This window comes from Agrobacterium sp. K11 (assembly GCF_059429395.1).
The window spans coordinates 644050-655536 of the sequence record NZ_JCAHRB010000004.1 but is presented as its reverse complement, the minus strand read 5'-3'; the positions used below and the strand labels follow the sequence as shown (position 1 = coordinate 655536).

The window sequence follows — 11487 nt, the reverse complement described above, 5'->3', positions numbered from 1 at the left end:
AGCCCTCCCATCCCGGAGGGCGCCTTGCGTTTAGGGCCTTGGATACCGCAAATGACTTGCTGGCGGTATAGCCACGTGGGGCTCTGATAGCGTGCAGCTAGGCCTATACCCTGCTCGCGGAGCTGCAACTATCTAACGATTGGTTATGAAGATCACGTTCTGCTTGGCGTATCCCGGTAAAAACGAGGGCGCAAATCCAGAGTTGCTCGCGCCGGTTCAAACCCCCATAGTTTAGCTTTTCTAAACAAAAACCCATCTGTGGCGGGATTGTCTCTCTTTGTTGACGCGCAAATAATGAGATTTGTCAGAGGGATAAATTGAGGTGAGGCCTTGGGGCTGCAAATTGGTGAAGACCAAATTGCCAGCGAGTTTTTGAGGAAGTTCTGCCTCCCGCGAAAACCTTTGATCGTCTGCAGGTTGACGCAAGCTTTGAGCGATCTCACGGGGAGGGCTCTCGAGGCGATCTGTAGATTTCCGGATATTGCAATCATCAGGACAAGCAAATCATGACGACCCGCCTGGATCCACGTTTTCGCCCGTTCGAGGTAAAGCGCAAGGTGCGCGAGAGTGCCACGATCACGTCATTTTACCTCACGCCTGTCGATCCTGCGGATTGGTGTACTTTTGAGGCGGGCCAGTTTCTGACGATCCAGATACCGCATCCCGAAGGCAAAGAACCGCTTGTCCGGAATTACACGGTTTCGTCAGGACCAAATGAGATCGGGGTCTATCGTATTACCGTGAAACGGGAGGCCGCTTTAGCGCCCGATATGGCCGATGGTCTTGTTTCGTGCTGGCTCCATGACGCCGTAGAAGAGGGTGCGGTCATCCATATTGACAGGCCGCGTGGTGCCTTCAAACTCGACAAGGCCAGTCAGCGACCGGTTATTCTCTTGTCCGGTGGCGTCGGGCTGACACCTACGATATCCATGTTGAAGGTCCTGGTTGCGGAAAGCGATCGGCCCGTCTGGTTCGTCCATGCCTGCGACGGGGCTGCTACCCATGCGCTGCGTGAAGAAGTACGGGTGCTCGCTGAACAGCGCAGCAACGTCCATATTCATTACTGTTATCGTTTTCCGACCGACGAGGATGCTAAAGCCGGGCTGTTCCATTCCGCCGGTTTCATCACGCGGGAGACCTTGCAGTCGTTTCTGCCGCTGGACGATTACGAAGTCTATATGTGCGGACCACCGCCGTTCATGCAGGCGATGTATGACCTGCTCCTCTCCCTCGGCTTGGAGAAAAGCAAGATTGCCTACGAGTTTTTCGGGCCTGCCTCCCTGCTTTCGCCATCGCAGCCGAAGAAGGAAGCAAACCTCAGCCTCACTGTTGCTCCGGTGGCGTCAGAGCCTGAGTACTCCGGCATCGAGATTGTTCTCGGAAAGTCAAATGCCAGATTCGAGTGGGATTCAGCCTCGGAATCCATCCTGAGCTTTCTGGAGAGCCGGGGTATTGAGCCAGCATTCTCCTGTCGCGCGGGTGTCTGCGGCAGCTGTGTCCAAAACCTTGTGTCCGGCGACGTTGAATATGTGGAAGAGCCGCTGGATAACGTGCCGTCCGGGCAGATTCTCCTCTGTTGTTCCAAGCCCGTGAGTTCAGTCGTACTCGACCTCTGAAACCAGATTCCAGCGTTTATCCAAATCAGCGAGATCAACCCATGGCCGATACACTCAGACTCAACCCGCACGTTGCTGAACTCCCGCCTTATAATGCTGGAATGAATATCGCCGTTGCGCGAAGCAAGACGGGTTTGGCCGAAATTGCGGCCCTTGCCAGCAATGAGAATCCATATGGCTGCTCTCCGAAGGTAACCGCTGCGCTGGCCAGTCTCGACCCTTCACGCTATGCGGATCCTGCCTGTGTGATCTTGCGTGATGCGCTTAGTCGAAAGCTCGGCGTTGCCGGAAACCGGATTGTCATTGGAAACGGCTCGGAAGAGATGATTGCTGCCGTTTGTCGCGCGGTCCTGCGTCCCGATGCTACCGTGGTCGCGATGATACCTGGTTTCGGCCTTCACGAAATCGAACCCAAAGCAAATGGTGCGAAAATCATCAAGATATCGATGACGAAGGATCTTCGGTTTGATCTTGAAGCGATGACGACCGCATTGCGCGAAAAGCCATCGATATTCTTCATCTCCTCGCCTTCCAATCCCGTGGGCCCGGCGTTGCGACAGGATCAGCTCTCAAGCCTCATTGCAGCCGTCCCGAAAGAGACCTTGCTTGTTTTCGACGAAGCCTATTTCGAATTCTGCGACGGGAATACGCCAGATGGGCTTAAGACACTGGCTGACAGCGCTATCTCCTGGGTCGTGCTCAGAACCTTCTCGAAGGCCTATGGGCTGGCTGGGTTGCGCGTCGGATATGCCGTGGCTTCCGATGAGCGGCTGGCACAGGCCATGTCATCTGCAAAAACACCGTTCAACGTCAATGCAGCCGCGCAATTGGCCGCAGTTGCCGCGCTCGATGACGAAAACTGGATGCGGGTCTCAGTCGAGAGCGTCGTCAAGGAGCGCAGGCGCATGGCTGCGGCAATCGCCTCGCTTGATCTTTTCGTTCCGGACTCTCAGACGAATTTTCTCTTCATCGATGTTGGTTGCGACAGTTCGATCGCTTTCGATCATTTCCTGTCCCATGGCGTCATCGTCAAACCCTGGAAAGAACCGGGGTTCGCCAGCTTCATTCGTGTGACCGTCGGGCTCCCTGCGGAAAACGACCGTTTTCTCGAAGCGTTACACTCACTCAAAGATAAGCTTCCTGAGGCAAAAGTCGCGTCATGATCGAACACAATACCGCCTCAACACGGGATTTGTCCGCCGCGTTTCTCAATGAAATCGACCAGATTATCGGCCTGTCGAACCTGAAACGCGGTGATGCCGTTGCCAATCTCGATTATGGCGTAACGCCTGCGAATTTCGGTGCGGATGCGGTTGCTTTCCCTTCATCTCCGCACGAGGTTGCGTCGATCATAAAAACTGCGGTTGCCCATGGTATATCGGTTGTACCACAGGGTGGCCGAACCGGGCTTGTTGGCGGGGGTGTGTCCGTCCCCGGTCAAATCGTGGTGTCGACCGCCCGGCTGAACCGGATCGTGGAAATCTATCCAGATGAGCGGGTTGCCGTTGTGGAGGCGGGCGTTACGCTTCAAGCGTTGCAGGCGGCCGCATCGGAGCATTGTCTCGAGCCAGGCATCGACTTGCCATCGCGTGGTTCTGCCACGATTGGCGGAATGGTCTCGACCAATGCCGGCGGGATTTCTGCTTTTCGATATGGGGTGATGCGACATCGCGTGCTCGGGCTGGAAGTCGTATTGCCTGATGGCTCGATATATTCCGACCTGACACGCGTGGTGAAGAACGCCGCAGGATACGATCTGAAGCATCTCTTCATCGGGGCCGAGGGTACGCTTGGTATAGTGACCAGGGTTGCCATCAAGCTGGAGCCGGTTCCCGCAGCAACCGCCACCGCACTTTTTGGGTTTCCCTCCGTTGAAGCGGCTCTTGATGCAACCAGGCTGGGGTTGACCGTGAGGTATGGCCACATGCGTGCGGCGGAAGCGATCTGGAATTCGTTTTTCTCCCTGACGGCGGGCGAGCACCTTTGGTCGGCGCCAGATTATGCCCCTGACTATCCTCTCAACCTCATCATGTCTCTGGGCGGCGGTGACGAGGAACAGCTTCAGATGGAGCTCGGCCGGATTTACGAGGAGCTGTATGAAACCTATCCGAACGTGTCCGCTGTCGTCGCAACATCGAAGGCACAGGAAGCAGAGTTGTGGCGTCTGAGGGAGGACACGGACCTTATCTATCGCAGATATCCGGCTGCGCCGTCCTTTGATGTCTCCATCCCCTTGTCGCAGATCGGAGAATATGTGGCTCGCTGCGTACCGGAGCTTCGGTCAATCGATCCTCTCCTCGACCCCTACCTCTTCGGCCACATTGCCGATGGCAATCTTCACATTGTTCTCAATGCAGCCGGGACAGCTCTGACGCCCGCCAAGATTGCTGCCATCGAATCCGTTCTCTACCGCGACCTGACGCAATCGGGTGGTTCGTTCTCGGCGGAACATGGGATCGGCTCCAAACGCATTCATTCGTTGCGAGAGACAGCGAACCCGGTAAAATTTGCCCTGATGACGCAGATCAAGGCCGCAATCGATGGCGGATGCACTCTTAACCCCGGCAAAGTCACCGGCTGACATGACAACGCCGCGCTCTTTAGGCGCGCGGCGCTGACACGACATAGGCGACTACGTTTCAGTTCGCCAGAACGCCATTTTTTGGCTGTCCAAGTGGCGATATAGTCCATCAATGCGGATGACAGGCAGTCGTAAGGTTCGAGACTACTGGCCTTCAGCGCGCTTCGTGTCGCATCAGATGTGCCTCAAGCATGCGGATGAGCATGACGAGGGTGAGGTTGATGACGAGGTAGATGGCACCGGCCAGGGCGAAAACCTCGAAAATCGCGAATGTCTGGCTCATCAGGCGCTTTGCATATCCCGTGATCTCGAGAACCGTGATTGTCGAGGCAAGGCTCGTACCCTTGACGACGAGGATCAGCTCATTGCCGTAAGCAGGCAGAGCCTGGCGAATGGCGAGCGGGAATTCGATCCGGCGGAAACGCATAAATGGTGACATTCCCGTGGCTTTGGCCGCTTCCTTGAGACCCGCGGGAACCGATAATAATCCGCCTCGCAGAATCTCCGATGTATAGGCGGCTGTGTTGAGCGCCATCGCCATGACCGCGCAGCGCGCACCATCACTAATCACCCACCACGTTATGGCATTGCCTTTGATAAATCCAATTTGGCCAAGCCCGTAGTAAAACAGGAACAGTTGTACAAGCAGCGGCGTACCGCGAAAGACCATGCTGTAATATTTTGCAAACCCGGCAAGGAAACGGTTTTCGGACAGCCGCATGAGCGCAAGACCAAGGCCGAGATTGAAACCGATCGCGACAGATATCGCGGTTATGGTCGCCGTTGTGGAAAGCCCTTTCAAGAGGAAAGGCATCGATGTTTTCAGGAATTCGATATCCATCGCGTTACTTCCTCGCCCTTAGTCTCATCAGGCGTTCGACCCTGTCGAATCCAGCCTGGCTTATGATGGTGATCGCGAAATACACGACGGCTGCGATAAGAAAGAAAATCAGGGGATTGCGGGTGCTACCGGCGCCAACCGAGGCGGCGCGCATCAGTTCCTGCAGCCCGACAACCGATACCAGTGCCGTGTCCTTGATGGTTGTCTGCCAGACATTGTTCATGCCGGGGATGGCAATGCGTAGCATTTGCGGGATGATGATGCGCCTGAAGATGCGGCGCCCGGGAATCCCCAGTGCGCGCGCAGCTTCGATGTGTCCCGTCGGGATGGAAGCCAATGCTCCCCTGATAACCTCGGTCGAGTAGGCGCCTGAAATCGTACCAATGGCAATGATGGCAATGATGAAGGCATATCCGCTGTCCGCAAGGGCAGCATATCCGAAAGCTGTGGCAACCTGTGTCACGAATTGCACGGAAGAAAAGAACAGCAGATAGATGATAAGCAGTTCAGGCACCCCCCGCACGAGAGAGGTATAGGCGTCTACCACAAGTGTCAGCGGGAATATCCGCGCCCACTTGATGACCCCGCACAAGGTTCCGATCAACGCACCGACAAGCATGCTGACCGTACCGACGGCAATCGTTATTGCGGCCCCCTGCAGAATGGCTCTTATCCAACCACCCTGCCAAACTAGGATCAGACTAGACTCCATTGGATTTGCCTTGGTTTTGCTGCGCACTCACTTGCCTTTTTGGCAGCAGGCATCGTCAGCGTCTTCGACCGTGCGCACCCTGTCAGGTTGCGATTGAGTGGTTGCCCCGCACTTCTGGGAAGAGCGGGGCAGGGGTCTTAGTTGCAGGGTCTGGAGATATCCATCTTGAACCACTTCTGGCTCGCTTTGCCGATCGAACCATCCGCGACGAGCTCGCACAGTGCCTTGTCGATCTTCGTCTTCAGCTCGGTGTTCTCCTTGGCAATACCGACGCCGATCCCTTCGCCGAGGGTGGAATCGAATTTGCTCTGAACTTTCACGTCGACAAACTGAAAGTCCTTGCCTTCGGGCTTGGCGAGAAAATCCTGAAGTGCAGAGGCGTCTGCAAATGCTGCCTCAACGCGGCCGCTTGCGAGATCGATCTGCATATTGTCGAGCGTGTCGTAGGTTTTGAGATTGGCATTCGGCACCCGCTTTTCGATGAAATGGGCGTGCGTCGTGCCGGTTTGAACGCCGATCGTCTTGCCGTCCAAGCCCTTCAACAAAGTGTCGATATCCTTGATACCGGCGAGATCGGACGTCTTGGGAACGAGGAACATGTTTGCCAGCTCAGCATATCCGACCGAAAAATTGATTTCCTTTTTTCGATCCTGGGTAATCGACATCCCGGAGATGATGACGTCGAAGCGCTTCGCCTTGAGGGCAGGGATCAGGCCATCAAAGGCCTGCACGACAAACCGGCACTTCACGGCGAGCTTCGTGCAGAGCAGGTTGCCGACATCGGCGTCGAAGCCGGTTACATTGCCGGCAGCATCGGCCATGCTCCATGGTGGATAGGCACCTTCGGTGCCGATCGACAATTCGCCTTCGGCAGCGTGCGCCGTGCTGACGCCTGCAAGAAGCAGGGCGAGTGACAGGACTTTCAGATTCATATGCGAATTCCCCTATTTGGTTATTTGTTGAGTTTGATTTGCCGGACACAGCGCCGGCACAGCGGATCACGTCATAACGTTCGCGACAGAAACTGACGCAGGCGTTCCGATCGCGGATTGGTGAACAATTCCGCCGGGGTACTCTCTTCCTCCACCTTTCCTTTGTGTAAGAAGAGAATCTTGTGAGATACCTCGCGCGCAAACTGCATTTCATGCGTCACGAGGATCATGGTATTGCCCTCTTCTGCCAGCTGACGGATCACGCGCAGGACCTCTCCCACAAGTTCGGGGTCGAGAGCGGATGTCGGTTCGTCACAGAGGATGACTTTTGGCCGCATGGCCAGTGTTCTTGCGATGGCCGCACGTTGCTGCTGGCCGCCGGAGAGCTGCCCGGGATATTGGGCATGCTTTTCCGACAGTCCCACTTTCTTCAACAACTGATGGGCATGGTCGATTGCATCCTGGCGACGCTCGCCAAGAACATGGACGGGAGCCTCGATGATGTTCTCAAGCACGGACATGTGGGGCCAGAGGTTGAAGTTCTGGAATACCATTCCCACGCGGGCGCGAATTCTTTCGACCTGGCGCATGTCTGCTGGCTGCGAACGGCCATTCGCTCCGCCCTTCATTCGTATTTCCTCGCCATCAACGACGATCGTTCCACTGCTGGGCTGTTCAAGCAGGTTTATACAGCGCAAAAACGTGCTCTTGCCGGAACCTGACGAGCCGATCATCGAAACGACTTCGCCGGGATCGGCACTCAGCCCCACGCCCGACAGGACTTCGTGCGTGCCGAAACTTTTGTGGAGATCATGAACTTCAACGGCTGGCCGTTCATGGCGTTTGGTGTTCACAGGCACGGCCGGTGGCCAGTCGCTCACCAAAGCCGGAGCGGGTGCGCCCTTTGAAGCCGGGGGAGTAACCGAGGCAAGTGCGGTCAGCGCGCGGTCGAAATATCGCAAGCTTGTCCCAAGACAGTTCTGCTGCCATTCGGGATCGTCAGGAATGAACGCCGTTCTCAGCGTCTTCTTGATTTTCTGCCCAAGCGGAGATTCGATATTCCCGAAAAGATGCAGCCAGTTATCGGCCTGCACGGCGTCCATCACCACCGGGCCTTCAAGGGTTCCGCATTCGATTACCAGCGGCAATACGCGGCTCTCGGGCAAGGATTTGCAGACCGCTGCTGAAACGTAGCCCGTAGCCGTTGCCGCAATGCCGGTATCGGTCGTTGCGCCATTGCCGGTCATCACGACCGCGAGTGCGTGCCCATAGGTTTTCCTGCCCCATTCCAGACCGGCATGGTCCTCTTCCGCCACGGATAGCAGTGCGGGATATCCGTAAGGGCCTGCACCGGTGTGAAGATCGAAGACGACGACATCCGACGCGCCACTGACGAAAGTGCTCAAGATATCGTTGAGGGTGCGGTTCGACCATGTCGGGCCGTTGCCGCCATAAAACAGTCCGTCTGGAAAGTCGTATTGGCCTGCTTCGATAATCGCGGCGATCCCGGCGTGACCATTTAAAGCGGCCTTGGCATCTCTCAGCAGTTGATCGGCACGGTCACGATCGGGTCCATCCCACTCGGCGCAGACAAATGCATTATGGAGTGGGGCGTATCGTTCGTTTCGTGGAACGGCTCTCTTCCAGTCAACGAAGTTTCGGTTGAGATCGACATTGTCCTCGTTGACCCGTCGGCTCCATGCTGTTCCCCATGGGTTGATCAGATGGATCATCACCACAGCCGTATCGGGAGGAAGCGGTAAAGGGTTATTTGCGGCAAGCCATTCAGCCTGGCAAGCCGATCCGAATTGCCCCTCAACTCCGTGCGTGCCGGACAAGATGACGAGTTTTTTTGACGCGTTGCGTTCGCCCAGATATGCAACATCCGTGAAAAGGTGCTCTCCACCTGGGCCATGCAATGGATGCTTATATTCGAACAACGCAGCATTCGACCGGCGCGCAGCGGAAAGAAAACGTTGCCGCAGCACATTATAGTCCACTGAATAGAGCTCAGGCTGCCTGATGTGGCGCATCAAGGATACTCCCGATTTGTGGCGGGCGTCGGCTTTTGCCGATCACCAGCTATGTTCCCGGTTATTATTTTTTTGCCATCTCCGCCTGATACATTTGAGCAGGCGAAGACCATATCGTTAGTCGTTCCGGCGCAGGCGCTTACTCCGCGGCAGCGACGACATTCATGGTCTCGCTATCGATCATCTGTGAAAGCTTGCGTCTGAACCGCAGCGGTCCGACATCGATCTTCAGATCGAGGTTTGGAGTCTTCTTGTTCGCGATCCCGTGGTGGACCGCCTCTAGCACGACACGGTCTTCCTCGAATGCGCCGCGTACGGATGTTGCGAAGCGCGCTGAAACGTCCGGGTCGTCGGGCGCGAAATTTCGCATCTGAAACCAATAATACTTCGTGCGGTTCTCATCGACTGGCGTCATGAAATTGTAGCTGTCCATCAAGAACGTATTGGCTGGCAATTCGCGGCCTTCGCCACCGGAGCCTGATGGTGCAAAGATGGCCTTGATGATGGCATTGCTGGGGTAGCGAACCTCGTAATGCTGTTTTCGATCGCATTTCCCCTCAAATTGCAGGAACGGTGCGTAGAAGGGGGCTGGATCTGAATCCAGCATCCAGCGCCAGACGACGACGCCATCGCTTTTCACCGTTGTTTCCAATGGTGTTTCTTCGCAGGCGGAACTGGCGAACGAGCTCTGATGTACCCATGCGACGTGGGATGGGTCCAGCAGATTGTCCGTCATGTAGAGGTAATTGCAGTTGATCGTCATCGACTCGCCGCGATTGACGCCCCAGGACGGATCACCGAAATGTTCGACATGGAAAATCTCTGCGGGATCGGCTTTCGCGGCCTCACCCATCCAGACCCAGACGAGCCCGTAACGTTCCTCCACCGGGTAGGAGCGGACGCAGGCCACATGTGGAATACGCTCTGCACCCGGCACGCGGGTGCAGGCGCCGGAACAGTCGAAGGTCAATCCGTGATAGCCGCATTCGACGTCGTCGCCCTTGATACGCCCCATGGACAAGGGGAGCTTGCGATGGGGACAGGCATCTTCGAGCGCTGCAAGCTTGCCATTCTGAAGACGATAAAGGACGATATTTTCGCCGAGCATCGTTACGGGTGTCAGGTCTCGTCCGATTTCGTGATCCCAGGTGGCGACGTACCAAGCATTCTTGAGAAACATTTTCTTCCCCCGTTCTCGCTTTAATCGGATCAGTATTTTCCTTGTTGCGATGCGGAACAAGCGGATTTTCGTTGCGTTTTTGTTTAGAAAAACTTAACAAAAAGCAGAACTGGAGATACTCTATTGGCTATGCCCCCACTCCATGCCCTGCAAGCTTTCGAAGCCGTAGGAAGGTGCGGCACGATGAGCACGGCCGCCAAAGAACTGGGCGTAACACCCAGTGCCATCAGCCAACAGGTGCGCAAGCTTGAGAACCATCTCGGCGTTACGCTCCTCGAACGTATCGGACGCCGTGTGGAACTGACGTCGTGGGGTGTTCTTCTTCACAAGGAAGTCGCCAAAGGCTTCAGCCAGCTCAATCATTCCGTCGATGTTCTCGAACGGGCGCGGAGCCAGACCGGCATCGTGCTGACTGCGCTCAGCTCGGTGGTGAACAAGTGGATCGGCCGCAAGATCTTCGAGTGGCAGGCTCTCTATCCGGAAGCCAATGTCCGTATCATCGGCAAGGATGACGAACCCAGCCTGTCGGGCGGCCAGAGCGATTTTCGCATAACCTATGGAAAGCGGGCAGAGGTGCACGCGCATTTCGTGCCGCTTTATACGGATTGGGTGGTTCCCGCATGTTCGCCGCGTTTGCTCGGGGGACGGACATTATCGGCGCCCGCCGACCTTCTCAAATTCCCTTTGCTCAATATCGAGTGGGAAGCCCATTACAGCCGTCCACCACAATGGAGCGAGTGGGCGCAGCTGGTTGGCGCGACCGTGAATGAAAAACTCTCGAGCCTGTTTTTCGCGCTGTCGAGCAACGCAATCGACGCTGCGGTCAACGGACACGGCTTCGTGCTGGCTCAGGTCTCGATGATCGAGGACGAGTTGCAGGCCGGTACACTTGTTGTTCCTTTCGACATCCGCCTTCCGCTTCCCGAGAGCTACTATCTGGCATGGGATCGTTCCGTTTTCGATAAGCCCTACGGAAGAGAATTTCATATGTGGGTGATGGCGATCGCGAAAAAGCAGTCTGTCGCATCGTCTCCGAACCGCAGTGCGTGACTAAGGGCCTACCGCTCGGGATATCACTTTCTGATGTGTTGATATTCTCCGCGCCAGTACAGAAGTGGCCGGGCATCGTCATGCGTCCTTATCGACCGGACGAGGCCGACCAGGATCACATGGGATCGATGGATGATCGCGTCTTCGAGTTCGCAGTCCAGACTTGCCAGAGCGCCATCCAGCGCAAGGCCGCCTGACGCCATCGTGTGCCAGACGGCGCCATCGTAGCGGCTGGCACCCTTAAGGCCATTAAAACCCGAGAATGAGTGGGCGACGTTTTCCTGACCTTCAGCGACGACGTTGACGCAAAACCGTCTGGCTTTCTCGACGATTTCCCAGGACGAGGATCCACGATTGAGTGCGACCATCACAGTTGGGCCATCCGCAGAAAGTGCTGTGACGGATGTTGCGGTGAAGCCGGTTCGTGTTTCACCCGTGCCTGTCGTGATGACGCAAACGGCACCCGCCAGATTCCGCATGGAGGATTTGAAGAGGTCAGCGCCCGGAGACGGCACCTGCATTTTCATCTGGTCCACCATGAT

10 protein-coding genes and 1 pseudogene are annotated in these 11487 nt (G+C 56.1%); 4 read left to right on the top strand and 7 right to left on the bottom strand.

Features of this window, described 5'->3' with window-relative positions; genetic code table 11:
* Nucleotides 1-506: 506 nt before the first annotated feature.
* Genes AC5SEO_RS12825 through AC5SEO_RS12815 form a run of 3 tightly spaced genes read left to right on the top strand, consistent with a single transcriptional unit; the run spans nucleotide 507 to nucleotide 4197 of the window.
* Nucleotides 507-1616: a 2Fe-2S iron-sulfur cluster-binding protein gene (locus AC5SEO_RS12825; protein ID WP_174068622.1), complete on the top strand. Its 1110-nt coding sequence runs from the start codon at nucleotides 507-509 to the stop codon at nucleotides 1614-1616.
* 41 nt (nucleotides 1617-1657) lie between these two features.
* A complete protein-coding gene (gene hisC, locus AC5SEO_RS12820; protein ID WP_112496043.1) occupies nucleotides 1658-2779 on the top strand; it encodes a histidinol-phosphate transaminase in 1122 nt (373 codons plus the stop codon).
* On the top strand, nucleotides 2776-4197 hold the full coding sequence (locus tag AC5SEO_RS12815; protein WP_174068621.1) for an FAD-binding oxidoreductase: 1422 nt from the start codon (nucleotides 2776-2778) through the stop codon (nucleotides 4195-4197). Before hisC ends, AC5SEO_RS12815 begins: the two co-directional genes overlap by 4 nt.
* A gap of 58 nt (nucleotides 4198-4255) precedes the next feature.
* Here AC5SEO_RS12815 and AC5SEO_RS12810 read toward each other — a convergent pair.
* From AC5SEO_RS12810 to AC5SEO_RS12785, 6 genes and pseudogenes are all read right to left on the bottom strand, one after another.
* Nucleotides 4256-4373: pseudogene (locus AC5SEO_RS12810) on the bottom strand (S-(hydroxymethyl)glutathione synthase); the annotation flags it as partial.
* Entirely contained in the window at nucleotides 4352-5038 is a 687-nt protein-coding gene (locus AC5SEO_RS12805; protein ID WP_013636823.1) for an ABC transporter permease, read from the bottom strand. The gene AC5SEO_RS12805 and the pseudogene AC5SEO_RS12810, both read right to left, overlap by 22 nt.
* Nucleotides 5039-5042: 4 nt before the next feature.
* Complete coding sequence (locus tag AC5SEO_RS12800; protein WP_026330734.1) at nucleotides 5043-5750, bottom strand: ABC transporter permease; 708 nt, start codon at nucleotides 5748-5750, stop codon at nucleotides 5043-5045.
* A gap of 137 nt (nucleotides 5751-5887) precedes the next feature.
* A complete protein-coding gene (locus AC5SEO_RS12795; protein WP_003514202.1) occupies nucleotides 5888-6682 on the bottom strand; it encodes a transporter substrate-binding domain-containing protein in 795 nt (264 codons plus the stop codon).
* Nucleotides 6683-6753: 71 nt separating this feature from the next.
* The gene (locus AC5SEO_RS12790) at nucleotides 6754-8715 is read right to left on the bottom strand and encodes a DUF2817 domain-containing protein (RefSeq protein WP_080797682.1); all 1962 of its coding nucleotides are present in this window, start codon (nucleotides 8713-8715) and stop codon (nucleotides 6754-6756) included.
* Nucleotides 8716-8854: 139 nt separating this feature from the next.
* Complete coding sequence (locus AC5SEO_RS12785) at nucleotides 8855-9895, bottom strand: aromatic ring-hydroxylating dioxygenase subunit alpha (protein WP_013636820.1); 1041 nt, start codon at nucleotides 9893-9895, stop codon at nucleotides 8855-8857.
* 129 nt (nucleotides 9896-10024) lie between these two features.
* Between AC5SEO_RS12785 and AC5SEO_RS12780 the strand changes: the two genes are divergently transcribed.
* Nucleotides 10025-10945 (top strand): LysR family transcriptional regulator, encoded by a 921-nt coding sequence (locus AC5SEO_RS12780; protein ID WP_112154350.1) that lies wholly within the window; start codon nucleotides 10025-10027, stop codon nucleotides 10943-10945.
* Between the two features lie 23 nt (nucleotides 10946-10968).
* Here the strand turns inward: AC5SEO_RS12780 and AC5SEO_RS12775 are convergent, their stop codons facing one another.
* The gene (locus tag AC5SEO_RS12775) at nucleotides 10969-11484 is read right to left on the bottom strand and encodes a flavin reductase family protein (protein ID WP_174068620.1); all 516 of its coding nucleotides are present in this window, start codon (nucleotides 11482-11484) and stop codon (nucleotides 10969-10971) included.
* Nucleotides 11485-11487: the final 3 nt, after the last annotated feature.

What these genes read in the sequence shown, in the direction of transcription:
- AC5SEO_RS12795 (WP_003514202.1), bottom strand. Translation starts at nt 6,682, where the DNA reads ATGAATCTGAAAGTCCTGTCACTCGCCCTGCTTCTTGCAGGCGTCAGC.
- AC5SEO_RS12790 (WP_080797682.1), bottom strand. Translation starts at nt 8,715, where the DNA reads ATGCGCCACATCAGGCAGCCTGAGCTCTATTCAGTGGACTATAATGTG.
- AC5SEO_RS12805 (WP_013636823.1), bottom strand. Translation starts at nt 5,038, where the DNA reads ATGGATATCGAATTCCTGAAAACATCGATGCCTTTCCTCTTGAAAGGG.
- hisC (WP_112496043.1), top strand. Translation starts at nt 1,658, where the DNA reads ATGGCCGATACACTCAGACTCAACCCGCACGTTGCTGAACTCCCGCCT.
- AC5SEO_RS12825 (WP_174068622.1), top strand. Translation starts at nt 507, where the DNA reads ATGACGACCCGCCTGGATCCACGTTTTCGCCCGTTCGAGGTAAAGCGC.
- AC5SEO_RS12775 (WP_174068620.1), bottom strand. Translation starts at nt 11,484, where the DNA reads ATGGTGGACCAGATGAAAATGCAGGTGCCGTCTCCGGGCGCTGACCTC.
- AC5SEO_RS12780 (WP_112154350.1), top strand. Translation starts at nt 10,025, where the DNA reads ATGCCCCCACTCCATGCCCTGCAAGCTTTCGAAGCCGTAGGAAGGTGC.
- AC5SEO_RS12815 (WP_174068621.1), top strand. Translation starts at nt 2,776, where the DNA reads ATGATCGAACACAATACCGCCTCAACACGGGATTTGTCCGCCGCGTTT.
- AC5SEO_RS12785 (WP_013636820.1), bottom strand. Translation starts at nt 9,895, where the DNA reads ATGTTTCTCAAGAATGCTTGGTACGTCGCCACCTGGGATCACGAAATC.
- AC5SEO_RS12800 (WP_026330734.1), bottom strand. Translation starts at nt 5,750, where the DNA reads ATGGAGTCTAGTCTGATCCTAGTTTGGCAGGGTGGTTGGATAAGAGCC.